Source organism: Barrientosiimonas endolithica (assembly GCF_030296655.1).
Lineage (GTDB): Bacteria > Actinomycetota > Actinomycetes > Actinomycetales > Dermatophilaceae > Barrientosiimonas > Barrientosiimonas humi.
Window position 1 is genome coordinate 358,571 of record NZ_AP027735.1, and the last position, 24,119, is coordinate 382,689.

A 24,119-nucleotide genomic window follows, 5' to 3' on the forward strand; every position below is an offset into this window, starting at 1 on the left:
TCGATCGTCGCCGGCGAGGTCAACGACTACCTCGTGGCGCGGCGGGCCGCCTCAGTCGCCCCGACCGTGGCCCTGCTGCGCGCCCACGCCGCCGACGTGGTGGCCCAGGAGCTCACCCGGCTGCGCGCGCGCACGCCCGGGCTCAGCGAGAGCGACGCCGCCCAGGTGCAGCTCACCGTGCACCGCGTCGTCGACAAGCTGCTGCACACCCCGACCGTGCGCATGAAGCAGCTGGCCGGCGAGGGCCACGACTACACCGCGGCCCTGCGCGAGCTGTTCGACCTCGACCCGCGCCACACCGAGGCCGTGCGCACCCCGCCGCCCGAGCTGCGCGACACCGACCCGAGAGGGGGCGAGCGATGACCGCCCGCACCCTGCGCCTCGGCACCCGGCGCAGCGCGCTGGCCACGACGCAGTCCGAGCACGTGGCCGAGCGGCTGCGCGCGCTCGGCCACGACATCGAGCTGGTCGAGATCGTCACCGAGGGCGACACCAACCGCGGTCCGCTGGCCCAGATCGGCGGCACCGGCGTGTTCGCGGCGGCGCTGCGCAACGCGCTGCTCGCCGGCGAGGTCGACCTCGCGGTGCACTCGCTCAAGGACCTGCCCGTCGCCCCGCAGCCCGGCCTCGTCGTCGCGGCCGTCCCGCCCCGCGAGGACCCGCGCGACGTGCTCGTCGCCCGCGACGGCCTGACCCTCGGCGAGATCCCCGCCGGTGGCGTGATCGGCACCGGGTCGCCGCGCCGTGCCGCCCAGCTGGAGGCCCTCGGCCTCGGGGTCGAGGTGCGCGCCATCCGGGGCAACGTCGGCACCCGCATCGGCCTGGTCGGCGACTCCTGCGACGGCGTCGTGCTGGCGCGCGCGGGCCTGGCCCGGCTGGGTCGGCTCGACGAGGCCACCGAGGTGCTCGACCCGCTGCAGATGCTGCCGGCCCCCGGCCAGGGGCGCTCGCGGTCGAGTGCCGCACCGACGACACCGACCTGGTCGAGCTGCTCCGTGGGCTCGACGACGCCGACACCCGAGCCGCGGTCACCGCCGAGCGCGCCCTGCTGGGCGAGCTCGAGGCCGGGTGCTCGGCGCCGGTGGGCGCGCTCGCCGAGATCGTCGAGGAGGAGGACGGCTCGCTGCTCATCTCGCTGCGCGGCTTCGTCGGCTCCACCGACGGCGCGCTCGAGCTGCGCCGGTCCGCCGTCGGCCCGATCGACGAGCCCGAGCGGCTCGGGGCCGAGCTGGCGCAGATCTTCCTCGACGACGGGGCGGCCGACGCGATCGCCCCACCCCGACAACCCGGTCCTGCCGTGGACGCAGGACACCCGCAACCCGCAGGACCCGACAGCACCCCGGAGGGTGAGCAGTGAGCAGCACGACCAAGAGCACGAAGACCAAGGCACCCGGCCACGTCGCATTCGTCGGTGCCGGTCCGGGCGACCCGGGCCTGCTGACGGTGCGGGCCGCGCAGCTGCTGCGCGAGGCCGACGTGATCGTCCTGGACCAGATCGCCGACGAGCGGTTCGCCACGGCGCACGCCCGTGAGGGCGTCGAGATCGTCGACGGCGGCCACGGCGAGGCCGGGCAGCGCCTGACCTCGGCGTCGCGGGCCAAGCTGGTCGTGCGCACGGCCAAGGCCGCCGGCGCCGGCGCCCAGGTGGTGCGGCTGATGGACGGCGACCCCGCGACGTTCAACGGGCTCGCCGAGGAGGCTGCCGCCTGCCAGAAGGCCGGCGTGGCCTTCGAGATCGTCCCGGGCGTCAGCGCGGTCAGCGCGGTCCCGGCGTACGCCGGTGTGCCGCTCACCGCGTCCACCTCCAAGGCGGTCCACGTCGTCACGGCCCGCGCGACGGGCGTCGACTGGTCGCGCTCGGTCGACGACGACATCACCGTGGTGGTGCTCGGCGGCGGCGAGGTGCTGACCGGTGCGCTGGAGAAGCTGCTGGCGGCGGGCCGCTCGGCCGAGACCCCGGTGGCGCTGACCTCCGACGGCACGACGATCCACCAGGCCACCCACACCACGACCCTCGGCGAGGTCTCGACCACGCTGCCGCGGGCCGAGATCGGCGAGCCGACACTGGCCGTGGTCGGCTCCACGGTGCCGCTGCGCGACGAGCTGTCCTGGTGGGAGACCAAGCCGCTGTTCGGCTGGAACGTCCTGGTGCCGCGCACCAAGGAGCAGTCCGGCTCGATGACCGACCGGCTCACCCGCTACGGCGCGACCAGCGACGTCGTCCCGACCATCAGCGTCGAGCCGCCCCGCACGCCGCAGCAGATGGAGCGGGCGGTCAAGGGCCTGGTCACCGGTCGTTACGAGTGGATCGGCTTCACCTCCGCCAACGCGGTGCGCGCGGTGCGCGAGAAGTTCGTCGAGTACGGCCTCGACGTGCGCGCCTTCGCCGGCCTGAAGATCGCCGCGGTCGGCGGGGTCACCGCCGACTCGCTGCGTGACTGGGGCCTGGAGCCGGACCTGATCCCCTCGGGCGAGCAGTCGGCCCAGGGGCTGCTGGAGGACTGGCCCGACTACGACGAGGTCCTCGACCCGATCAACCGGGTCTTCCTGCCGCGCGCCGACATCGCCACCGACACCCTGGTGGCCGGTCTGCAGGAGATGGGCTGGGAGGTCGACGACGTCACGGCCTACCGCACCGTGCGGGCCGCCCCGCCGGCGCCCGAGGTGCGCGAGGCGATCAAGACCGGCAAGTTCGACGCGGTCTGCTTCACCTCCTCCTCGACGGTGCGCAACCTCGTCGGCATCGCCGGCAAGCCCTACCCCAGCACCGTCGTGGCGTGCATCGGCCCGGCCACCGCCAAGACCGCCGAGGAGCACGGCCTGCGGGTCGACGTGCTCGCCAGCGAGGCCTCCGCCGAGGCGCTCGTCGACGCGCTCGCCGACTTCGGCCGGGGTCTCGCGCTCGCGGCCGAGGAGGCCGGCGAGGCGGTGCGCCGTCCGAGCGAGAAGAAGAAGGCCGGCGCCCGTCGCAAGGTCAAGGCCTGATGGCCCGGGCCGACCTGCCCGTACGTCCGCGCCGCCTGCGTCAGACGCCGGCGGTGCGGCGGCTGGTGCGCGAGACCCGGCTGCACCCGGCCGAGCTGGTGCTCCCGATGTTCGTCAAGGAGGGCGCCACCGAGCCGCAGCCGATCTCGGCGATGCCCGGCGTCGTCCAGCACTCGCTGGACTCGCTGGTCGAGGCCGCCCGCGAGGCGGTCGCGGCCGGTGTCGGCGGGCTGATGATCTTCGGGGTGCCCACCGAGCGTGACGAGATCGGTTCGGGCGCAACGGATCCCGACGGCATCCTCAACGTCGCGCTGCGCCGGCTGCGCGACGAGCTCGGCGACGAGACCGTGCTCATGGCCGACCTGTGCCTCGACGAGTTCACCTCGCACGGGCACTGCGGCGTGCTCGACCAGCAGGGCCGCGTCGACAACGACGCCACCCTCGAGCGCTACGCCGAGATGGCGGTCGTGCAGGCCGAGTCCGGCGCGCAGGTGGTCGGGCTGTCCGGGATGATGGACGGCCAGGTCGCGGCCTGCCGCGCCGCGCTCGACGCCGCCGGCCACACCGACACGATCGTCCTGGCCTACGCCGTGAAGTTCTCATCCGCGGCCTACGGCCCGTTCCGCGAGGCCGTCGAGTCGACCCTGCAGGGCGACCGCGCGACCTACCAGGAGGACTCCGGCAACGCCGTCGAGGCGCTGCGCGAGCTGCGGCTCGACCTCGCCGAGGGCGCCGACATCGTCATGGTCAAGCCGGCGCTGCCGTACCTCGACGTGCTCGCGGCCGTCGCGGCGGAGTCCGACGTGCCGGTCGCGGCGTACCAGATCTCCGGCGAGCTGGCGATGATCGAGGCCGCCGCGGCCAACGGGTGGATCGACCGCGACCGGATGGTGCTCGAGGCGCTCACCTCGATCCGCCGCGCGGGCGCCCAGATCATCCTCACCTACTACGCCGTCGAGGTCGCCGGCTGGCTGCGCGCGGCCGACTGAGGCCTGCCCGTGGACGACCGGCCGGTCAGCCTTTCGGGCGCGCTATCCTGAGGGTGGGGGCGACCGAAGAGCCGACCGATCGAAGGAGTGCCCGCAGCATGTCCCACCTGGGTCGCTCGACCTGCCGTCGTGCCGCTGCGCTGACGGCGGCGATGCTCGCGCTCCCCGTGTCCGCAGCCGTCGCGGGCGAGGCGCCATCCCCGCAGCGCGCGCCGCACGTCTTCGCCATGCCGGTCACCCCCGAGCGGGTCGTGGTCGCCATCGACGCCGGCAGCCGTGACGACCTGACCACCGCGGTCGTCCAGGACGACACCGGCCGGGTCGTCGGGCGCACCACGCTCACCGCGAGCGGCAAGGGCCTGGTCCCGCTGTCGGTCGCGACCAACACCCGCCAGCGGGTGCGCGTCACGATCGGCAACGCGGTCGAGCCGCCGGCGCCCGAGGTGAGCCGCGTCGTCGTGGCCACCACCGAGACGGCCTACCTGCGCACCAGCTCCTGGCGGGTGGTCAACAAGCGCACCCCGCTCGCGCCTGACGAGGCGCCCAGCAAGGTCGAGAAGGTGCAGGGCGTCCCGCTCGACGAGCGCGCCGCCGTCGCGCTGCGCCAGCTGCTCGAGCGGGCCAAGGGCGAGAAGGTCGAGCTCTACCCCTCGACCGGGCTGCGGTCGTACGGCTGGCAGCAGGGTCTGTACGACTCCTACGTCCGGCGCGACGGCCGCGCCGCCGCGGACACCTACTCCGCGCGCCCCGGCTTCTCCGAGCACCAGACCGGCCTGACCTTCGACGCCAAGTCGCGCTCGGGCGGCTGCGACCTGCAGGAGTGCTTCGGCACGACCCCCGCGGGCGCGTTCCTGCGCGAGCAGGCCGGGTCGGCCGGGTTCGTGGTGCGCTACACCGAGCAGAACACCAAGGTCACCGGTTACCAGCCCGAGCCGTGGCACCTGCGCTACGTCGGGCAGTGGCTGAGCGGCTACCTCGAGGACTCCGGCAAGGGCTCGCTCGAGGACGCGTTCGCGATGCCGCCCGCACCGTCGTACGACCGCTGAGGCCACAGCGCCGCACGATTGGACCACCAAGCCCCGCACGGTGACCCCGGAACCTATGATTCGGGGGTGACTGCAGGGACGCACTGGCTGAACGACGAGGAGCAGGCCTCCTGGCGTGCCTATCTGCGCGCGTCGCGTCAGCTGTGGGTGCAGCTGGACCGCGACCTGCAGCGCGAGTTCGACCTGTCGCTGGCCGAGTACGAGATCATGTCGATGGTCAGCGAGGCGCCCGGGCGACGGCTGCGGATGAGCGCGCTGGCGCAGATCGTGGTCCAGTCCCGCAGCCGGCTCACGCACACCGCCAAGCGGCTCGAGGAGCGCGGGCTCGTCGAGCGGGTGCCGGTCACCGACGACCGGCGCGGCGTCGAGCTGGTGCTGCTCGACAGCGGCATGGCCCTGGTCAACAAGGCCTCGCACCTGCACGTGCAGGGGGTGCGCGAGCACCTCATCGACCTGCTCGACCCCCAGCAGTTCGCCGCCCTCGGGGCGGCCTCGGCGCGCATCTCCGAGCACCTCAGCGACGTGCCGGTGAGCGCGCCCAACATGGCGCTGTGACGCCCGGTCCGGGGCACCCGGACCACCGTGCCGCCGCCGACGCGGCGGTTGCGACAATGCTGGGTATGTCCGGCTCGACACCCGCCACCACGCCCACCCCTGACCAGCCGACGGAGCGGTCCGCCGCGCTGCTGGAGCAGGCTCGGGCGGTGACCCCGGGCGGGGTGAACTCGCCGGTGCGTGCCTTCCGCGCCGTGGGCGGGACGCCGCGCTTCATCCGCAGCGCCACCGGCCCGTGGCTCACCGACGTCGACGGCAACCGTTACGTCGACCTGGTCTGCTCGTGGGGCCCGATGATCCTCGGGCACACCCACCCCGACGTGCTCGCGGCCGTCACCGACGCCGCCGGCCGCGGTTTCTCCTTCGGCACGCCCAGCGAGAACGAGGTGGCGCTCGCGGGCGAGATCGTCGCGCGCACCCCGGTCGAGCAGGTGCGCCTCGTCAGCAGCGGCACCGAAGCGACGATGAGCGCGCTGCGCCTGGCGCGCGGGGCCACCGGCCGCTCCAAGGTCGTGAAGTTCGCCGGGTGCTACCACGGCCACGTCGACGCGCTGCTGGCCAGCGCCGGCAGCGGGGTCGCGACGTTCGCGCTGCCCGACTCGGCCGGCGTGCCGGAGTCGTCGGCGAGCGAGACCATCGTGCTGCCCTACAACGACCTGGCCGCGCTCGAGGCGGCCTTCGCCGAGCACGGCGAGCAGATCGCGTGCGTCATCACCGAGGCCTGCCCGGGCAACATGGGCGTGGTGCCGCCGGTGCCCGGCTTCGAGGAAGGGCTGCGCCGCGTCACCCGCGAGCACGGCGCGCTGCTGATCAGCGACGAGGTCATGACCGGCTTCCGCTGCTCCCCGTCGGGCTGGTTCGGCGCCGAGGCCAGCGCGAGCATCGAGGCCGACCTGTTCACCTTCGGCAAGGTCATGGGCGGCGGGTTCCCCGCGGCCGCGTTCGGCGGGAGCGCCGAGCTGATGTCGCGCCTCGCGCCCGACGGCCCGGTCTACCAGGCCGGCACGCTCTCGGGGAACCCCGTCGCGACCGCCGCCGGGCTGGCCACGCTGCGCGGCTGCACCCCGAGGTCTACGCCCACCTCGACTCGGTGGCCCGCACCATCGCCGACGCCGCCTCGCGCGAGCTGACGACCGCCGGGGTGGCGCACACCGTGCAGTGGGCCGGCTCGATGTTCTCGGTCTTCTTCCGCGACCAGCCCGTGCGGACGTACGACGACGCGAAGTCCCAGGACACCGGTGCCTTCAGCCGGTTCTTCACCGCGCTGCTGCAGCAGGGCGTGCACCTGCCGCCGAGCGCGTTCGAGGCGTGGTTCGTCAGCGCCGCGCACGACGAGGCGGCCGTGGAGCAGGTGCTGGCGGCGCTGCCCGCGGCGGCTCGCGCGGCCGGGAATCTCTCAGGTTCGGATGGGACACTCTGACCCATGCCGGAGCGTGACGACCCCTCGCCGGCGATCGACCGTCCCCAGCGCACGACCGTCCACCTGGTGCGCCACGGTGAGGTCGAGAACCCGCAGAAGCTGCTCTACGGCCGGCTCCCCGGCTACCACCTGTCCGCGCTGGGGCGCGAGATGGCCGAGCTGGCCGCCGACTACCTCGCCCAGTTCGACGTCACCCACCTGGTGTCCTCGCCGCTCGAGCGGGCCCAGGAGACGATGGCGCCGCTCGCGCAGCGGCTCGGCCTCGACGTGGCGATCGACGAGCGGGTGATCGAGTCGGACAACCGGTTCGAGGGGCTGACCGTCGGTGCCGACCCGCGCCAGCTGGCGCACCCGCGCTACTGGCGGCTGCTGGTCAACCCGACGCGCCCGAGCTGGGGCGAGCCGTACGTCGAGCTGGTCGACCGGATGGCCGCGGCCATCCGCGACGCCCGCGCCGCCGCGCGCGGCCACGAGGCGGTGATCGTCTCCCACCAGCTGCCGATCTGGACGATCCGCCAGGCGGCCGAGGGGCGCCGACTGTGGCACGACCCGCGGCACCGCTCGTGCAGCCTGGGGTCGGTCACCTCGTTCGTGTTCTACGGCGACGACCTCGACGTGATCGAGTACGCCGAGCCGGCGGCGGAGCTGCTGCCGCGGGCGGCCAAGGTGGGCGGGGCATGACTGGCGTGCGGGCGAAGGTGGCGGCGGCGGTGATCGCCGTGGTGGCGCTCGCGGGGTGCGGCAACCAGAACGCCTCGATCTCCGAGCAGGCCCGCCAGGGCGACAACAAGGGCTTCATCGCCGGCGACGGCAGCATCGAGACGCTCACGGCCGACCAGCGCAACGTGCCGCTGGACCTGACCGGCACCACGATGGACGGCAAGAAGTGGGACGTCGCGAGCGAGCGCGGCACGGTGGTCGTGCTCAACGTGTGGGGCGCCTGGTGCGGCCCGTGCCAGCGCGAGATGCCGGCGCTGCAGCAGGTGTGGAGCGGCTACCAGAAGGCCGACGCGCCGGTGCAGTTCATGGGGCTGAACCAGCGCGACTCGGTGGCGGCCGCCGACTCGACCATGCGCAAGTTCGGCATCACCTACCCCAGCCTGCGTGACGACGGCGGCCGGACGCTGCTGGCCCTGCAGGGCAAGGCGGCCACGTTCCCGACGACGCTCATCCTCGACCGTCAGGGGCGGATCGCCGCCCGGGTGTCGGGGGAGACCACCGCGCCGACGCTGCGCGGCCTGGTCGACGACGTCGTCAAGGAATCCGCTTCGTGACGGGCGACGCCACCCAGATCATCGCCGCAGGCAGTTTGCCCCTGGCGCTGCTGCTCGCGCTTGCCGCGGGTGCGGTGTCGTTCGCGAGCCCGTGCGTGCTGCCGCTCGTGCCGGGCTTCCTGGGTTATGTCACGGGCCTGTCCGACGACGAGGTCCGGCGCCGCCGGATGGTGGCCGGGGCGGGGCTGTTCGTCATCGGCTTCTCGGTGATCTTCGTCAGCATCGCGCTCGCCGCGAGCGCCGCCGCCCAGTTCCTGCGCGGCAACCAGACGCTGCTCATGCGCGTCGGCGGCGTGGTCGTGATCGTCTTCGGCCTGATCTACCTCGGCGTCATCTTCCGCGGCGGCAGCCAGGTGCGCTGGCGGCCGACGGCCGGGCTCGCGGGCGCGCCGTTCCTCGGCGCCGCGTTCGGCCTCGGGATGGCGCCGTGCGCCTCGCCGGTGCTGGGCGCGATCGTCTCGCTGTCGGCCTCGCTCACCGACGACGCGTCGTCGATGCAGCGCGGGGTGCTGCTCGCGGCGGTCTACTCCTGGGCATGGGCCTGCCGTTCGTGCTGATCGCGGCCGGGTGGTCCAAGGCCGAGTCGATGTCGCGCTGGCTGCGCGACCGGCACCGTCCGATCCAGCTGGTCGGCGGTTCGCTCATGGTCCTGATGGGGCTGCTCATGGTGAGCGGCATCTGGGAGCAGGTGACCGCGTGGATGCAGCTGCAGCTCGTCAACAACTTCCAACCGGTGATCTGACGTGACCGACCAGAAGACTTCCGTGGCTCCCGCCGACGAGGCGGAGCGCAAGCAGCGACCCGGCCGGGAGCGTACGCCCGCGCCGCGGCTCGGTGTGATCGGCATGGCCCGCTGGTTCTGGCGTCAGCTGACCGCCATGCGCACCGCGCTGTTCCTCCTGCTGCTGCTCGCGATCGCGGCGCTGCCCGGCTCGATCTGGCCGCAGCGCGGCATCGACGCCGCGCGGGTGGCCGACTACCTGCAGCGCAACCCCGAGCTCGGCCCCTGGCTCGACCGGTTCGGCTTCTTCGACGTCTACTCCACGCCGTGGTTCGCCGCGATCTACCTGCTGCTGGTGATCTCGCTGCTCGGCTGCGTCATCCCCCGCATGCGCCAGCAGTGGCGCGCCTCGCGGGCCGTGCCGCCGGTGGCGCCGCGACGACTGAAGCGGCTGCCGTCGTACGTCGAGGAAGAGGTCGACGGGACCCCCGAGGACGTCTTCGAACGGGCCCGGGAAGTCATGCGCGGCAAGCGTTTCCGCACGCGCGAGGGCGACACCTGGATCTCCGGGGAGGTCGGGCTGCTGCGCGAGCTCGGCAACCTGATCTTCCACGTGTCGCTCGTCGTGATCATCGTGTCGATGGCGCTCGGCAACCTCACCGGGTGGCGCGGCGACGTGATCGTGCCCGAGGGCACGTCGTTCGCGAGCACCGCGAGCCGGTACGACACGCTCGACCCCGGCCCGTGGGTCGACGTCGACGGGTTCTCGCCGTGGACGCTGCAGCTGAACGACCTGTCCGTGAACTTCGAGGACCGGGTCGACCCGAGCAGCACGCAGTACGGCCAGCCGCGCGACTTCCGCGCCGACATCACGACGCAGGGCGAGGACGCTCCGGCCGAGCGCCAGGAGCTCGCGGTCAACCACCCGGTGCGGCAGGACAACACCTCGATCTACCTGCTCGGCAACGGCTACGCGCCGCGGGTCACCGTGCGCGACGCCGCCGGCAAGGTGATCTACCAGCAGGCGACCCCGTTCCTGCCGCAGGACAACACCTACACCTCGACCGGCGCCATCAAGGTCACCGGCGCCTCCCCGCAGCAGCTGGGCTTCTACGGCTTCTTCCTGCCGACCCTGGAGTTCGACGAGCAGCGCGGCCCGGTGTCGACCTTCCCCGGCCTGAAGCAGCCGGCGCTGGTGCTCGGGCTCTACTCCGGCAACCTGTTCCCGCAGGGCAAGCCGCAGTCGGTCTACACCCTCGACACCCAGTCGATGACGCAGGTGAAGCAGGAGAACGGCCAGCCGGCCCGGCTGCTGATCCGCCCCGGCGAGACCGTGCAGCTGCCGAACGGGCTGGGCAGCATCAGCCTCGACCGCGAGGTGCCGCGCTGGGCCGGTCTGTCGGTGCGGTCCGACCCGGGCAAGATGCCTGCGCTGGTCGGCGCGATCGTCGGGCTGTTCGGTCTGCTGATGTCGCTCGTCCTGCGCCGGCGCCGCCTGTTCGTGCGCGTCGCCGCCGCGCCCGACAGCACGCCTGACACCCCGCGTACCCTGGTCCAGGTCGGCGGCCTGGCCAAGCACGACGACCCCCGCCTCGACTCGGCGGTTCGGCAGCTGCTGCGCTCGATCGTCCAGAGAGTAGGACCCACGGCATGATCACCCAGATGCTCGCAGTCGAGACCAACCAGGCGTTGGCCGACAACTCGACGTACGCCCTCTACGGCTCGGCCGTCGTCCTCGCCCTGGCCATGCTGTCCTTCGCCGCCGACCTGGCGGCCACCGCGCGGCGCAAGCACGCCGCCGAGGACGCGGCCGAGGGTGGCAGGGCGAAGGCCGGCGCGGCCGGGGCTGACGCCGGCGCGACGAAGGCCGGGGCCACGAAGGCGGGCGCGACGAAGGCGGCTGCAGGGAGCTCGGAGTCCGGCAGCGCCACCGCCGTGCTCACCCGTGACGACCAGCCGCCCGCCGACGGTCCGCAGGCTCCGGTCAAGCGGCAGTGGGCCGGCATCGGCATGTCGCTGACCTGGCTGGCGATGCTGCTGCTCGCCGCGACCATCGCGCTGCGCGGCTTCGCGGTGAGTCGTCCGCCGCTGGGCAACATGTACGAGTTCGCCCTCGCCGCAGCCGGATTCACCCTCGTGGTCTACCTGCTGTGGAGCCTCAAGCGCGACCTGCGCTGGCTGGGCCTGTTCGTCGTGGCGCCGGTGCTGCTCATCGAGATGCTCGCCGCGATGGTGCTCTACACCGAGGCCACCCAGCTGCTGCCGTCGCTGCAGAGCTACTGGCTGTCGATCCACGTCACCATCGCCACGCTGTCGGTCGGCCTGTTCACCGTCGGTGCGGTCGTGACCGTGCTCTACCTCGTGCAGGCCCGTCGCGAGGCGGCGGCCGCCGCCGGCAAGGGCAGGCGGAGCATGCTCGACGCACTGCCGAGCGCGCGCGCTCTGGACCAGGCGGCGTACGGCGTGCACATGGTCGCCTACCCGCTGTGGATGTTCACCGTCATCGCCGGGGCGATCTGGGCGCAGGTGGCCTGGGGCCGCTACTGGGGCTGGGACCCCAAGGAGGTGTGGTCGTTCGTCATCTTCGTCGTCTACACCGCCTACATGCACGCCCGCCTCACCGCCGGCTGGAACGCCAAGCGCTCCTCCTACCTGGCGCTCGCCGGCTTCGCGTGCGTGATCATCAACTACACCGTCGTCAACATCTTCTTCGTGGGGATGCACTCCTACTCGGGGCTCTGATCCGTTGCTGCGCTACACCCTGCTTCGCCTGCTCGTCTTCTTCGGGATGATGTGCGCCCTCTATCTCGTGGGCATGCGGGGCATCCTGCTGCTGGTCATCTCCGCGCTCGCCTCGGCGATCCTGTCGGTCTTCCTGCTGGCCGGGCCGCGCGAGCAGTTCGCCCAGCAGATCGACGAGAAGGTGCAGGCGCGCCGCGCCCGCGCCGAGGAGCACCGGACGTACGAGGACGACGACGAGGAGTGAGCCCGGCGACGCCGGGAGAGTCGTGCGTGCTGTAGCGCCCGGGGCGCGTCTCCGCATTTCGTTCACTGGTGAACGGTCTGTACGCCGGAGGCCCGGGATCCCGCGGGCGCGGCTCCGCATTTCGTTCACTCGTGAACGGTCTGCGTACGCCCGGGGCCGGCCGAGGTGCCGTCCGCTGACCGGTCGCCCGGCGCCCCTGTGGATAACTTTCGGCCTGGTTCGCGAGATCCGGGCAGGCTCGGGGATGGACGCCCAGGCTCGCCGATTCGACCCGAAGGTTCCGTTCACGCCCCAGCAGGCCCGGGCGGCGGGGATCGGGCGCGACGTGCTGCTCGGGCCGGACTTCCACCGCCTGCTGCACGGTCTGTACGTCAGTGCCGACGTGCCGATCACGCTCGACCTGCGGGCGCGGGCGCTGCTCGACCTGCTCGACGACGACGCCCACCTCAGCCACCACACCGCCGCCGGGCTGTGGGGGCTGTGGGTGCCCGACTCCCCGGACCTGCACCTGTGCCGGGCGCGCGGCCGGCGCCACTCCCGCCCCGACGTCGTCACGCACACCTGCCGCCAGCACGGTGACGCCCGCGAGCCGGGCCACATCACGACCCGAGGCGGACTGCAGGTGTCGAACCCGCTCCGGTGCTTCCTCGAGCTCGCCCCCGAGCTGAGCCTGGTCGATCTGGTGGTGCTCGGCGACAGCCTGGTCGCGAGGCGCAGGGCCAGCCAGCAGCAGCTGCTGGAGCGGGTGCACGCGGAGAGCGGCCCGGGCATCGTGCGGGCGCGGCGGGCTGCGGCCCTGGTGCGGGCCGGCGTCGACTCGGCGATGGAGACCCGGCTGCGCCTGCTGCTGGTGCTGGCGGGGCTGCCCGAGCCGCAGGTCAACGTCGTGCTGCGCGACGAGTCCGGCGAGGTGCGACGCCGGCTGGACCTGGCGTATCCGGAGCTGTGCCTGGCGGTCGAGTACGACGGCCGCGGTCACCTCGCCTCGGACGAGGTGTGGGACGCAGACCTGCGCCGCCGCGACGAGCTGACCTCAGGAGGGTGGCGGTCGGTGGTGGTGGTGAGCCGGGGGATATATCGCGAGCCGCACGTCACGGTCGAGCGGGTCGAGCGGGCGCTGCGCGACGCCGGCTGGACCGGGACGCGCCGCCCCGCGCGAGACTGGACCCGGCACTTCCCGAGCCGCTGAGGACGTGCGGGCAAGGGGCGGCGGGGAGCCGCGCGCAGGCGACGTCTACGCATTTCGTTCACCGGTGGACGGTCTGTACGCCGGAGGCCCGGGATCTCGCGGGCGCGGCTCCGCATTTCGTTCACTCGTGAACGGTCTGCGTACGCCCGGGGTCGGCCGGGGCAACCCCTGGCGGCGCCTCAGAGCGCCTGGGCGAGCCAGAGGCCGAGGCCCAGCAGCACGCCGTACGCCAGCAGGTAGATCCCGGTCGAGGCCAGTGCCGGGACGAGGGCGCGGCCGGTGGCGCCGCCGCCGACCGCGCGGACCGCAGGGACCGCCGCGAGGAGCGCGACCAGGGCGATGAGCGCGAGGGGTAGTCCAGCGCGATCACGCCGACGGCCACCACGGACACCCCGATCAGCGAGGCGAAGAAGACGCGGGAGGCATGGTCGCCCATCCGCACGGCGAGGGTGCGCTTGCCCGCCTCGGTGTCGCTGGGGATGTCGCGCAGGTTGTTGACCACGAGCACCGCGCACGCGATGGCGCCGACGCCGATCGCGCCGGCCCAGGTGGTGAGCTCGAGCTGCTTGGCCTGCGTGTAGGTCGTGCCGAGCACCGCGACCAGCCCGAAGAAGATGAAGACGAAGACCTCGCCCAGGCCGAGGTAGCCGTAGGGGTTCTTGCCGCCGGTGTACTTCCACGCGGCGATCACGCACGCGACACCGACCAGCAGCAGCCACGGGGTGTTGGCCAGCGTCACCAGCGTGAGCCCGGCCAGCGCGGCGACGCCGAAGCACAGGAACGCCGCGAGCTTGACGTTGGCCGGGTCGGCGAGACCCTGCCCGACCAGGCGCACCGGACCGACGCGCGCGTCGTCGGTGCCGCGGATGCCGTCGGAGTAGTCGTTGGCGTAGTTGACGCCGATCTGCAGCGCGATCGCCACGATCGCGGCGAGCAGGCCGAGCCCGGGGTTCGCGCGCTCCATCGCGTAGGCGCTGCCGGTGCCGACCAGCACCGGGGCGATCGCGGCGGGCAGGGTGCGCGGGCGGGCGCCGTCGACCCACTGCTGCAGGGTGGCCATAGGTGTTGTGCTCCAAGGGGATTCGGGCGCTCGGGCGCGCCGGCGGACAGGGTCGGTCGGGTGGTTCGGCGGTCAGAGCCCGCGCAGGAAGTCGGGGTCGTCGTCGGGACCGCGCGGCCCGGGCGGGCGACCCCGCGGCGGGCCGAACGAGGTGCGTCGCGATCGTCCGACCACCAGCCAGACGATCGCTCCGACCACCGGCACCAGCGCGATCACGCCGATCCACGCGGGCTTCGGGAGGTGCCGCACGCGGTCGTCGGGCGTCTGGATGCAGTCGGCGAGGGCGTAGACGACGACGGCGAGCCCCAGCAGGGGATCAGCACCCGTCCCATGCGCACCTCTCGCGTCTCGGCCTACCCCTGATTCTGCCACCCGGGCATGGCCGCGATCGCCGCGCGGTCGGGCTTGCCCGGGCCGCGCGCGGGGATGGCGTCGAGCACGAGCAGGCGGGTGGGGAGGGCGTACGCCGGCAGCAGCTCGCGCAGGCCGGCCCGGACCTCCGCGAGGGTCGGCTCCGGGGAGGCGACCACCGCGAGGCTGACCGCCTGCCCCCAGCGCTCGTGCGGTGTCGCGACCGCGACGGCGTCGCGCACCCCGGGCAGCCCGAGGGCCGCCTCCTCGACCAGGCGGGGGCGACCTTCAGGCCGCCGGTGGTGATGAGGTCGTCGCGGCGCCCGACCACGTGCAGCACCCCGTCGCGCAGCTCGCCGACGTCGTCGGTCCAGAAGCGGCGGGCGCCGGTGGTCGGGTCGGTGTCGAAAACCGCTGCGGTGCGGTCGGACTCGCCCAGATAGCCGGACGCCACGGTCGGCCCGGAGAGCCCCACGCGCCCGTCGTCGCCGATCGTCACGGCGGTGTCCTCGAGCGGCACCCCGTCGTAGACGCAGCCGCCCGCGGTCTCGCTCATGCCGTACGTCGTGCGCACCGCGACGCCCGCCGCGCGCGCCCGCTCCAGCAGCGCCGGTGCGGTGGCCGCGCCGCCGACGAGCACGCCGTCGAACGTGCCGAGCGCCTCGGTCGCCTCGGGGTCGTCGAGCACGGTCGCGAGCTGCGTCGGCACGAGCGAGGTGTAGCGCCGCACCGGCGGCGCCCACGCGAGCGCGTCGACCAGGTCCGCGGTGCGGAAGCCGTCGATCATGTTGAGCAGCAACGGTGCTCGGCGCGCAGCGAGGAGCGCAGGATCACCTGGGTGCCGGCGATGTGCTGCGCGGGGAGGGGCAGCAGCCACATGCCCTCGCCGCCGAGCCGGTCGTGCGTGGCGGTGCCGCTCGCGCGCAGCGCGGCCCGGGTGAGCATCGCGCGCTTGGGCGCGCCGGTCGACCCGGACGTGGACACGACCAGGCCGAGGTCGTCGGGCAGGTCGGCGTCGTCGGGGACGGCCGGCTCGGGGTCGCCGTCGGCGTAGGGGAGCAGGGCGGGGCCGTCGCCCTCGAGCATGGCGGCCAGCGCCTCGACGTACGCCGGCAGCCGGTCGGGCGCGACGGCGTACGGGCGGATGGGGGCACCCGGCCAGGGTAGGCCCGTGTTGAATGGCGCCATGACGGCACGTCCCCTGGCAGTGGTGACCGGCGCGAGCAGCGGCATCGGACGGGCGAGCGCCCGCCGGCTGGCCGCCGAGGGTTTCGAGGTGATCTGCGCGGCGCGGCGCACCGAGCGCGTCGAGGAGCTGGCCGCCCAGATCGACGGCCGCGCGGTGACCTGCGACGTGACGAAGGCCGACGACGTGGCGGCGCTCGCGCGCGAGGTCGGCGACCGGCTCGACGTGCTCGTCGCCAACGCCGGGGAGCGCTCGGCACCGAGCCGGTGGTCGAGGCCGACCTCGACGAGTGGCGAACGATGTACGACACCAACGTGATCGGCGTCGCGCGCTGCGTGCAGGACCTCATGCCGGCGCTGGTCGCCGCCGAGGGCGAGGTCATCGTGATCGGGTCGGTCGCCGCGCACGTGTCGTACGAGGGTGGTGGCGGCTATGTCGCGGCCAAGCACGCGGTGCGCGCGATGGTCGGCTCGCTGCGGCTGGAGATGTTCGACCAGCCGGTGCGCGTGTGCGAGATCGACCCGGGGATGGTGGCCTCCGACGAGTTCGCGCTCGTGCGCTTCCACGGCGACGCCGAGAAGGCCGCCGCGGTCTACGCCGGTGTGGTCGACCCGCTGACCCAGGAGGACATCGCCGAGTGCGTGGCGTTCGTCGCCACCCGCCCCAAGCACGTCAACATCGACTCGATGGTGGTGCGCCCGCGCGCGCAGGCGGCGCAGCACAAGATCCACCGGGTGTCGCCCTGAGAAGGCAGTTCACGCCGGTCCGCGCGATCGGGGCACCGTCTGCGGGGCCTGGCGCGAGGCCCGGCCGCGAACTGCCTTCGCGCAGCGACGCTCAGAAGTACCAGGGGAACGGGGACCAGTCGGGGTCGCGCTTCTGCAGGAACTGGTCGCGCCCCTCGACCGCCTCGTCGGTCATGTACGCCAGCCGCGTCGCCTCGCCCGCGAACACCTGCTGACCCATCAGGCCGTCGTCGGTGAGGTTGAACGCGAACTTCAGCATCCGCTGCGCCTGCGGGCTCTTGCCCATGATCTCGCGGGCGACCTGCAGCGCCTCGGCCTCGAGCTCGGCGTGGTCGGCGACGATGTTGACCGCGCCCATCCGGTGCATGTCCTCGGCGGTGTACGTCCGCCCCAGGAAGAAGATCTCGCGGGCGAACTTCTGGCCCACCATCTTGGCGAGGTAGGCCGAGCCGTAGCCCGCGTCGAACGAGCCCACGTCGGCGTCGGTCTGCTTGAACCGGGCGTGCTCGCGGCTCGCGATCGTCAGGTCGCACACGACGTGCAGGCTGTGCCCGCCGCCGGCCGCCCACCCGGGCACGACCGCGACGACGACCTTGGGCATGGTGCGGATCAGCCGCTGCACCTCCAGGACGTGCAGCCGCCCGCCCTCGGCCTTGACCCGTCGCTCGTCGACGGACTCGGCGGTGTCGCCGTGGGCGTACTGATAACCGCTGCGCCCGCGGATGCGCTGGTCGCCGCCGGAGCAGAACGACCACTTGCCGGCCGCGCCGGTGCCCTCGGGGCCGGGCCCGTTGCCGGTGAGCAGCACGCAGCCGACGTCGGGGGTGCGCCGCGCGTGGTCGAGCACGCGATAGAGCTCGTCGACGGTGTGCGGCCGGAACGCGTTGAGCACCTCGGGCCGGTCGAACGCCACCCGCACGCACCCCACGTCGACGGCGCGGTGGTAGGTGATGTCGGTGAGGTCCTCGAACCCGGGCACGGGCGCCCAGTCGTCGGGCCGGAACGGGTTGGCGGTGGTCTGCTCGCTCACCTGCGTGATGTTAGGCGTACGTCCGTCGCGGCTCACCCAGCGGACGGTGCCGGACACGGCGGCCTCGGGTCGGTTAACGTGGCGCGCGCAACATCCATCAAGACCGGCTGAGGGACAGGCCCGTTGACGCCGGGGCAGCCTTCCGCGAGGCAACTCGCGGAAAAGGTGCCAAGTCCTGCGGCGGCCCCCGGGCCAGCCGGAAGATGGAGCGTCGCAGACGTCTGACCAGGCGCCGGTGACGCGCAGCCTCCGGTCCGCATGGCTGGCCACCTGTGACCAGGAGGACACCATGACTGACATCTCCCGCCTCACCCGCGGACTCACCACCGGCATCAACGCCGACCCCACCCACGGCGCCGTCGTGCCGCCGCTGCACCTCACGAGCACCTTCAGCTTCAGCGGGTTCGGCGAGTGCGGGCAGTACGACTACACCCGCTCGGGCAACCCCACCCGCGACCTCCTCGGCGAGGCGCTGGCGACGCTCGAGGGCGGCTTCGGCGGCACCATCACCTCGACCGGGATGTCCGCGATCGCGCTGTGCACGACCGCGCTGCTCGCGCCCGGCGACACGATCGTCGTGCCGCACGACTGTTACGGCGGCAGCTGGCGACTGTTCGACTCGCTGTCGACGAAGGGCCAGTTCCGTTGTCGCACGGTCGATCTCACCGATCCTGACGCGCTCGCCGAGGCGCTGCGCGAGCGCCCGAAGGTGGTGTGGGTCGAGACGCCGTCCAACCCGCTGCTGCGCCTCACCGACGTGCGCGCGGTGGCCGACGCCGCCCACGCGGCCGGCGCGCTCGTGGTCGCCGACAACACGTTCCTGTCGCCGCTGCTGCAGCGGCCGATCGAGCTGGGCGCCGACGTGGTCGTGCACTCGACGACGAAGTACATCAACGGGCACAGCGACGTCGTCGGGGGCGCGGTCGTGGCGGCCACGCCCGAGCTGCACGAGGAGCTGGCCTACTGGGGCAACGTGCTCGGCGTGACCGGCAGCCCGTTCGACTCCTACCTCGCGCTGCGCGGGCTGCGCACCCTGCACGTGCGGCTGCGCGCCCACCAGGACAACGCCCGCGCCCTCGTCGACGCCGCGCTCGACCACCCGGCCGTCGCGCGGGTGCACTACCCCGGGCTCGCCGACCACCCGGGCCACGACATCGCCGCGCGGCAGCAGGACGGCTTCGGCGCGATGCTGTCGGTCGAGCTGCGCGGCGGGGAGGAGGCGGTGCGCGCGTTCGTCGACGGGCTGCACTGCTTCACCCTGGCCGAGTCGCTCGGCGGCACCGAGAGCCTGGTCGCCCACCCCGCCACGATGACCCACGCGTCGATGAGTCCCGAGGCGCGCGCGGTCGCTGGCATCGGCGACGGGCTGCTGCGCTTCTCGGTGGGCATCGAGGCCCCGGAGGACCTGGTCGCCGACCTGCGCGCCGCGCTCGACCGTGCGGAGGCGCGCACCCCCGTGGCCGTCTGAGGTGGTCGGCCCGGGTTCCTAGACTCGGGTCATGCCGATCCCGGAGTACGTCGCCGACCTGCGCGAGCACGTCGGCACCCGACTGCTGTGGTTGCCGGGGACGTCGGCGTACGTCCTGCGCCAGGTCGAGGGGCGCCAGCAGGTGCTGCTGGTGCGCCGCTCGGACAACGGCCTGTGGACGCCGGTCACCGGGATCTGCGACCCGGGCGAGGAGCCCGACGTCACCGCCGAGCGCGAGGTGCTCGAGGAGACGTGCGTGCAGGTCGAGGTCGAGCGGCTGCTCGCCGTGTCGTCGCTGATCCCGATGGAGTACCCCAACGGCGACCGCTGCCAGTACCTCGACCACGCGTTCCGCTGCCGCTGGGTCGCGGGGGAGCCGCGGGTCGGTGACGAGGAGTCCAGCGACGTGCGCTGGTTCGACGTCACCGACCTGCCCCCGCTGCTCCCGCGTTTCGAGCGCCAGCTCGCGATGGCCCTGGCGGACGACGGTCCGGTGCTGTTCGGCAAGGCGCAGCGGGTCCGATGAGCGTCTTCGACGTCGAGCAGCTGGTCCTCGACATGCGGGTGGTGCAGCTGCCGCTGCGCACCCGCTTCCGAGGTGTCACCGAGCGCGAGATCGCCCTGTTCCCAGGGCCGTTCGGCTGGGGCGAGTTCGGCCCGTTCCTGGAGTACGCCCCTGCCGAGTCGTCCCGCTGGCTCGCCTCGGCCATCGAGGCGGCCCACGTCGGCTGGCCCGAGCCGGTGCGCGGGTCGGTGCAGGTCAACGCCACGGTGCCCGCGGTCGCGGCGGGGGAGGTGGCCGGGGTGCTCGCGCGCTACGACGGCACCCTGACGGCCAAGGTGAAGGTGGCCGAGCCCGGTCAGCGCCTGTCCGACGACCTCGACCGGGTGGCCGCGGTGCGCGAGGCGATGGGGCCCGACGCGCGCATCCGGGTCGACGCCAACGGCGGCTGGAGCGTGGAGCAGGCGACCGACGCGCTGGGGCGGCTCGCGGCCTACGGGCTGGAGTACGCCGAGCAGCCGTGCGCCACCGTCGAGGAGCTGCGCGACCTGCGAATCACCTTGGCCCGCAACGGCATCGACGTGCCCGTCGCCGCGGACGAGTCGATCCGCAAGGCCGAGGACCCGCTGCGCGTGGCCCGGCTCGAGGCCGCCGACGTGATCGTCGTCAAGGTCGCACCGCTCGGCGGCGTGCGGCGCGCGCTCGACGTGGTGGCCGAGACCGGGCTCCCGGCGGTCGTCTCGAGCGCGCTGGACAGCTCGGTCGGCATCCGCGCGGGCCTCGCTCTCGCCGCCGCCCTGCCCCGCCTCGACCACGCCTGCGGCCTCGCGACGCTGGGCCTGTTCGACGGCGACGTGGTCACCGAAAGCCTTGTGCCGCAAGGGGTTCGATCCCCCTGCGCTCGGTCGAGCCCGACCCGGAGCTGCTCGACCGCTGGTCCGCACCCGACCACAGGCGAGCGTGGTGGGCGGACCGGGTGCGGGCGGCGTACGCCCTGCTCCCGCATTTCGTGCACAGGTGAACGAAATGCGGAGCGGGCCCCGGGATTCCGCAGCGGCCCGCTGCATTTCGTGCGCTGGTGAACGAAATGCAGCGGACCTCGGACCCCGGACCCGGTCCGCCCGGGTCCGTCACTTCGCCGGCGCGGCCTCGTGCTCGATGCCCTCGTGCTCGCGCCCCACGCGGAAGCGCAGCAGGGTGAGGGCGCTCAGCACGACGATGATCGTCGAGCCCTCGTGCACGAACACCGCCGGCCCGATGCCCAGCCCCATCAGCGTCACCGGCACCAGGACCGCGACGATCGCGAGGCTGAAGATCAGGTTGCGCCGGATGACCTGGCTGGTCCGCCGGGCCAGCGCGACCGCGAACGGCACGCGCCCGAGGTCGTCGGACATCAGCGCCACGTCGGCGGTCTCGAGGGCGACGGCCGAGCCCGCCGCGCCCATCGCCACCCCGACCGTCGCGCTCGCCATGGCCGGCGCGTCGTTGACGCCGTCGCCGAGCATCGCGGTGCGCGTGCCCGACTGGGTCAGCGCGCCGACGGTGGCGACCTTGTCCTCGGGCATCAGCCCGCCGCGCACCTCGTCCATGCCGACGCTGCGGCCGACCACGTCGGCGACCCGCTGGTGGTCGCCGGAGATCATCACCATGCGCTCGACACCTGCGTCGCGCAGCGACTGCACCACCGGCGCGGACTCGCCGCGCTGGGTGTCCATCAGACCGAGCACGCCGAGCACCCGGTCGTCGGTCGCGACGACCATGATCGTGCGGCCGCCCTCCTGCAACCGCTGTACGTCCTCGCGCACCCGGGCGGGCAGCTCGTCCCCGACCAGGGCCGGGCTGCCGATCGCGACGCTGCGGCCGTCGAGCACCGCCCGCACGCCCTTGCCGGTCACCGACTGCACGTCCGTCGCCTCCGGGGTGGGGCCCTCCGGGCGCAGGTCGCGGACCACCGCGGCGGCGAGCGGGTGGTCGCTCAGCCGCTCGACGGCGTACGCCGTGGTGCGCAGCTCCTCCTCGGAGACGCCGGGGGCGGCGACGATGTCGGTCACCCGCGGGCGGCCCCAGGTGAGGGTGCCGGTCTTGTCGAAGCAGATGGCTTGCACGCGACCGAGGTTCTCCAGGGGGCCGCCGCCCTTGACGAGCACGCCGGCGCGGGCCGCGCGGGCGACGCCGGCCAGCACCGCGCTCGGGGTCGCGATGGCGAGGGCGCACGGGCTGGCCGCGACGAGCACGACCATCGCGCGGTAGAAGCTGTCGGCCGTCGGCTCGGTCAGCACGAAGGTGCCGAAGAGGAAGACGCCGATGACGAACAGCACCACGCCGGGGACGTAGAAGATCTGGAAGCGGTCGAGGAACTGCTGCGTCGGCGACTTGTGCGAGTCGGCCTCGCGCACCAGCTGCACGACGCGCGCCAGCGTGGAGTCCTCGGCGCGGCGGGTGACGACGACCTCGATCGCGCCGGGGCCGTTGATCGTGCCGGCGTAGACGGTGCTCGCGGCCTCGACCGTGGCGGGCATGCGCTGCGCCAGCTCGGGGTCATCGACCGGCCACTTGTCCACCGGCACGCTCTCGCCGGTGACCGACGCCTGGTCGACGGAGGTGGTGCCCGTGAGCACGAACCCGTCGGCGGCGATCCGCTCGTTGGGCCGGATGACGGCGACGTCGCCGAGCGCCAGCTCCTCGACCGGGACCTCGGTGACGGTCTCGCCGCGGCGCACCCGGGCGACGCGCGGGGTCAGCTCGGCGAGCGCCTCGATGGACGACTTCGCCTTGGCCATCGCGACCTCCTCGAGCGCGTGGCCGAGGCTGAAGAGGAACAGCAGCACGGCGCCCTCGGCGAAGCGGCCGATCGCGGCGGCGCCGACGGCCGCGACGAGCATCAGGAAGTCCACCTCGAAGCGGCCACGACGCACGGTCATGATCGCCTCGCGGAGGGTGAAGAAGCCACCGAAGAAGTAGGTGGCGAGGAAGGCGGCCAGGGCCGGCCCCGGCGCGTCGGCGACGTACTCCAGGAGCATGCCGACGACGTACGTCACGCCGGAGGCGATCGCGAACCACAGCTCGGCGCGCTCGCCGAGGAAGCCGTGGGAGTGGTCGTGGTCGTCGGTCTTTCCGGGTGGTGGCCCGGTCGTCTGCGAGGTGCTGTCGGTGGCGTTCATGAGGCAACAACACATCATGACATTGTGATTTGTCAATGTATCGGGTCGGGCGAGTGCCGGTCGTTATGCTCCGCGGGTGCCTGGAAAGCCTCGTGCGACCCGACCGCAGCCGCGGATCGCCGCTGCCGACGCCGCGGAGATCGCGCAGCTGATGCAGGCGCTCGCGTCACCGGTGCGGGTGCAGATCCTCGGCGAGCTGCAGCACGGGCCGTCGTCGGTGGGGGAGCTGGCCGAGCTGCTCGACCTCAGCCAGCCGGCGCTGTCGAACCAGCTGCGGCTGCTGCGCAACCTGCGGCTGGTCGCCACCGAGCGGCACGGGCGGCACGTGCACTACTCGCTGCACGACGAGCACGTCGCCGAGCTGCTGACCCAGAGCCTGCGCCACCAGCGGCACGACTGAGGCGTACGCCGGCCGCCCGGTCTCGTGGGCCGGCGCCGCCTGCGAGTCCGGGCGGGCTCAGCCGACGCGCGCCTGGTCCTGCAGCAGCGGACCCACCCGGTCGGCCACCCCCGTCGTCGCCGAGGCCACGAGCCCGCCGCTGGTCTGGTGCGGGCGGTAGGGCGTGCCGTCGAGGTGGCGCGCCGCACCGCCGACCTCCGAGACGAGCAGCGTGCCGGGCACGTGGTCCCACGGCATGGTGCCGGAGTAGATGACGTAGTCGGCGCCGCCGGTCGCGAGCTGGGGGTAGTCCACGCCGCAGCACACCCAGGTCAGCTCCAGCGGTGGCAGGCCGGGCAGCGCGGTGCCGACCAGCCGCCGTCGCGACGTGACGCCGCGCAGCGGTCCGTCGGCGTCGACGGTGCGGTCGGGGATCCGCCGGCCGTCGGCGTACGCCCCCGCGCCCCGCTCGGCGACGAACGCCCGCTCGTGCGCCGGCTGCCAGATCCAGCCGCGCACCGGCTGCCCGCCGCGCACCTCGCCGACCATGACGGCGTGGTCGGGGGAGCCGTGCACGAAGTTCTTGGTGCCGTCGACCGGGTCGACCGTGAACCAGTGGTCCACGTCGGCCAGCCCCTGCAGCAGCGTGGGGTCGGCGCTGGTGGCCTCCTCGCCGACGACCACGGCGTCGGGGTAGGCCTCGCGCAGCCGGCGGGTCAGGATGACCTCGGCCTCGTGGTCGGCGACCGTCACGAGGTCGCCCGGGTTCTTCTCCATCACCTCACCCTCGGCGAGGGCGCGGAACCGGGGCGTCACCACCTCGGCGGCGACCTCGCGCAGCATGGTCAGGACGGCGTCGGTGTCCACGGGCCACCATCATGCCGGGCCACGTCACCGGGCATGAAACCCGGTTACGGTCGTTTGACCCTGATGGATTCGGGTCATGTGCGCGTAACCGGGTTTCATGCGGGGTGGTCCGCCCGCACGGACGTACGCCGGTCACGCCTTGGCCACGATCCGTCGCCGTCCGCCCGTGGTCCCCACGGGCGGGAGTACGTTCACCTGCCGTGC

Annotated in this window: 24 protein-coding genes, 4 pseudogenes and 1 riboswitch; of the genes and pseudogenes, 21 read left to right on the plus strand and 7 right to left on the minus strand. The window is 73.3% G+C overall.

The annotated features are described in order from the left end of the window. Positions 1–33: 33 nt before the first annotated feature. From QUE40_RS01840 to QUE40_RS01905, 15 genes and pseudogenes are all read left to right on the plus strand, one after another. Positions 34–363 carry a hypothetical protein gene (locus QUE40_RS01840; RefSeq protein ID WP_289232149.1) on the plus strand — a complete coding sequence of 110 codons (330 nt, stop codon included), beginning with the start codon at positions 34–36 and terminating at the stop codon, positions 361–363. After that, a pseudogene (hemC, locus tag QUE40_RS01845) lies at positions 360–1,357 on the plus strand (hydroxymethylbilane synthase). The gene QUE40_RS01840 and the pseudogene hemC overlap by 4 nt, the downstream one beginning before the upstream one ends. Continuing rightward, the gene (locus tag QUE40_RS01850) at positions 1,354–2,985 is read left to right on the plus strand and encodes a bifunctional uroporphyrinogen-III C-methyltransferase/uroporphyrinogen-III synthase (RefSeq protein WP_289232150.1); all 1,632 of its coding nucleotides are present in this window, start codon (positions 1,354–1,356) and stop codon (positions 2,983–2,985) included. Before hemC ends, QUE40_RS01850 begins: the two are co-directional and overlap by 4 nt. After that, positions 2,985–3,974 carry a porphobilinogen synthase gene (gene hemB / locus QUE40_RS01855; RefSeq protein ID WP_289232151.1) on the plus strand — a complete coding sequence of 330 codons (990 nt, stop codon included), beginning with the start codon at positions 2,985–2,987 and terminating at the stop codon, positions 3,972–3,974. The genes QUE40_RS01850 and hemB overlap by 1 nt, the downstream gene beginning before the upstream one ends. Positions 3,975–4,072: 98 nt before the next feature. Further along, entirely contained in the window at positions 4,073–5,020 is a 948-nt protein-coding gene (locus QUE40_RS01860) for a M15 family metallopeptidase (RefSeq protein WP_142004164.1), read from the plus strand. A gap of 66 nt (positions 5,021–5,086) precedes the next feature. Continuing rightward, positions 5,087–5,575 carry a MarR family winged helix-turn-helix transcriptional regulator gene (locus QUE40_RS01865; RefSeq protein ID WP_289232152.1) on the plus strand — a complete coding sequence of 163 codons (489 nt, stop codon included), beginning with the start codon at positions 5,087–5,089 and terminating at the stop codon, positions 5,573–5,575. Between the two features lie 65 nt (positions 5,576–5,640). After that, positions 5,641–6,995, plus strand: a pseudogene (gene hemL / locus QUE40_RS01870) (glutamate-1-semialdehyde 2,1-aminomutase). Between the two features lie 3 nt (positions 6,996–6,998). Next, entirely contained in the window at positions 6,999–7,676 is a 678-nt protein-coding gene (locus QUE40_RS01875; RefSeq protein ID WP_289232153.1) for a histidine phosphatase family protein, read from the plus strand. Further along, positions 7,673–8,269 (plus strand): TlpA family protein disulfide reductase, encoded by a 597-nt coding sequence (locus QUE40_RS01880; protein ID WP_142007339.1) that lies wholly within the window; start codon positions 7,673–7,675, stop codon positions 8,267–8,269. Before QUE40_RS01875 ends, QUE40_RS01880 begins: the two co-directional genes overlap by 4 nt. Continuing rightward, entirely contained in the window at positions 8,266–8,826 is a 561-nt protein-coding gene (locus QUE40_RS01885; RefSeq protein ID WP_350227042.1) for a cytochrome c biogenesis CcdA family protein, read from the plus strand. The genes QUE40_RS01880 and QUE40_RS01885 overlap by 4 nt, the downstream gene beginning before the upstream one ends. Continuing rightward, a complete protein-coding gene (locus tag QUE40_RS18750) occupies positions 8,805–9,011 on the plus strand; it encodes a sulfite exporter TauE/SafE family protein (protein WP_350227043.1) in 207 nt (68 codons plus the stop codon). Before QUE40_RS01885 ends, QUE40_RS18750 begins: the two co-directional genes overlap by 22 nt. A gap of 1 nt (position 9,012) precedes the next feature. After that, complete coding sequence (resB, locus tag QUE40_RS01890) at positions 9,013–10,644, plus strand: cytochrome c biogenesis protein ResB (RefSeq protein ID WP_244937439.1); 1,632 nt, start codon at positions 9,013–9,015, stop codon at positions 10,642–10,644. 8 nt (positions 10,645–10,652) lie between these two features. After that, positions 10,653–11,732 (plus strand): c-type cytochrome biogenesis protein CcsB, encoded by a 1,080-nt coding sequence (gene ccsB, locus QUE40_RS01895; protein ID WP_142004169.1) that lies wholly within the window; start codon positions 10,653–10,655, stop codon positions 11,730–11,732. A gap of 4 nt (positions 11,733–11,736) precedes the next feature. Beyond that, entirely contained in the window at positions 11,737–11,976 is a 240-nt protein-coding gene (locus QUE40_RS01900) for a DUF4229 domain-containing protein (protein ID WP_142004170.1), read from the plus strand. 244 nt (positions 11,977–12,220) lie between these two features. Further along, a complete protein-coding gene (locus QUE40_RS01905) occupies positions 12,221–13,165 on the plus strand; it encodes a hypothetical protein (protein WP_289232154.1) in 945 nt (314 codons plus the stop codon). A 179-nt stretch (positions 13,166–13,344) separates the two neighbouring features. On the opposite strand, the pseudogene QUE40_RS01910 reads toward QUE40_RS01905, so the two are convergent. The 4 genes and pseudogenes from QUE40_RS01910 to QUE40_RS01930 all read right to left on the minus strand — a co-directional run bounded on the left by QUE40_RS01910 (position 13,345) and on the right by QUE40_RS01930 (position 15,764). Next, positions 13,345–14,225, minus strand: a pseudogene (locus QUE40_RS01910) (1,4-dihydroxy-2-naphthoate polyprenyltransferase). A 72-nt stretch (positions 14,226–14,297) separates the two neighbouring features. Next, on the minus strand, positions 14,298–14,597 hold the full coding sequence (locus QUE40_RS01915) for a PLD nuclease N-terminal domain-containing protein (RefSeq protein WP_289232155.1): 300 nt from the start codon (positions 14,595–14,597) through the stop codon (positions 14,298–14,300). Continuing rightward, a complete protein-coding gene (locus tag QUE40_RS18755) occupies positions 14,579–15,319 on the minus strand; it encodes an AMP-binding enzyme (protein WP_350227044.1) in 741 nt (246 codons plus the stop codon). The genes QUE40_RS01915 and QUE40_RS18755 overlap by 19 nt, the downstream gene beginning before the upstream one ends. A gap of 40 nt (positions 15,320–15,359) precedes the next feature. Next, positions 15,360–15,764, minus strand: a complete 405-nt coding sequence (locus QUE40_RS01930; protein WP_289232156.1) for an AMP-binding protein — start codon at positions 15,762–15,764, stop codon at positions 15,360–15,362. Between QUE40_RS01930 and QUE40_RS18760 the strand changes: the two genes are divergently transcribed. Together QUE40_RS18760 and QUE40_RS18765 are read left to right on the plus strand one after the other, a co-directional pair. After that, the gene (locus QUE40_RS18760; RefSeq protein ID WP_350227045.1) at positions 15,763–16,080 is read left to right on the plus strand and encodes an SDR family oxidoreductase; all 318 of its coding nucleotides are present in this window, start codon (positions 15,763–15,765) and stop codon (positions 16,078–16,080) included. The genes QUE40_RS01930 and QUE40_RS18760 overlap by 2 nt on opposite strands. Further along, positions 16,062–16,508: an SDR family NAD(P)-dependent oxidoreductase gene (locus tag QUE40_RS18765; protein ID WP_350227046.1), complete on the plus strand. Its 447-nt coding sequence runs from the start codon at positions 16,062–16,064 to the stop codon at positions 16,506–16,508. Before QUE40_RS18760 ends, QUE40_RS18765 begins: the two co-directional genes overlap by 19 nt. A gap of 91 nt (positions 16,509–16,599) precedes the next feature. On the opposite strand, the gene QUE40_RS01940 is transcribed toward QUE40_RS18765, so the two are convergent. Beyond that, positions 16,600–17,538 (minus strand): 1,4-dihydroxy-2-naphthoyl-CoA synthase, encoded by a 939-nt coding sequence (locus QUE40_RS01940; protein WP_289232986.1) that lies wholly within the window; start codon positions 17,536–17,538, stop codon positions 16,600–16,602. A gap of 91 nt (positions 17,539–17,629) precedes the next feature. Further along, positions 17,630–17,748: riboswitch (SAM riboswitch) on the plus strand. 79 nt (positions 17,749–17,827) lie between these two features. Here QUE40_RS01940 and metB point away from each other — a divergent pair. The 3 genes and pseudogenes from metB to QUE40_RS01955 all read left to right on the plus strand — a co-directional run bounded on the left by metB (position 17,828) and on the right by QUE40_RS01955 (position 20,529). After that, positions 17,828–19,006, plus strand: coding sequence for a cystathionine gamma-synthase (metB, locus tag QUE40_RS01945; RefSeq protein ID WP_142004175.1), 1,179 nt, complete (start codon positions 17,828–17,830; stop codon positions 19,004–19,006). A gap of 31 nt (positions 19,007–19,037) precedes the next feature. Next, positions 19,038–19,532: an NUDIX hydrolase gene (locus QUE40_RS01950; RefSeq protein ID WP_289232157.1), complete on the plus strand. Its 495-nt coding sequence runs from the start codon at positions 19,038–19,040 to the stop codon at positions 19,530–19,532. Beyond that, a pseudogene (locus QUE40_RS01955) lies at positions 19,529–20,529 on the plus strand (o-succinylbenzoate synthase). The gene QUE40_RS01950 and the pseudogene QUE40_RS01955 overlap by 4 nt, the downstream one beginning before the upstream one ends. A gap of 109 nt (positions 20,530–20,638) precedes the next feature. Here QUE40_RS01955 and QUE40_RS01960 read toward each other — a convergent pair. Next, entirely contained in the window at positions 20,639–22,669 is a 2,031-nt protein-coding gene (locus QUE40_RS01960) for a heavy metal translocating P-type ATPase (RefSeq protein ID WP_289232158.1), read from the minus strand. A 76-nt stretch (positions 22,670–22,745) separates the two neighbouring features. On the opposite strand from QUE40_RS01960, the gene QUE40_RS01965 reads away from it, so the two are divergent. Further along, positions 22,746–23,069: an ArsR/SmtB family transcription factor gene (locus QUE40_RS01965; protein ID WP_236022202.1), complete on the plus strand. Its 324-nt coding sequence runs from the start codon at positions 22,746–22,748 to the stop codon at positions 23,067–23,069. Between the two features lie 57 nt (positions 23,070–23,126). Here QUE40_RS01965 and QUE40_RS01970 read toward each other — a convergent pair whose 3' ends face one another. Beyond that, positions 23,127–23,915, minus strand: a complete 789-nt coding sequence (locus QUE40_RS01970) for an inositol monophosphatase family protein (protein WP_289232159.1) — start codon at positions 23,913–23,915, stop codon at positions 23,127–23,129. Between the last annotated feature and the right edge of the window lie 204 nt (positions 23,916–24,119).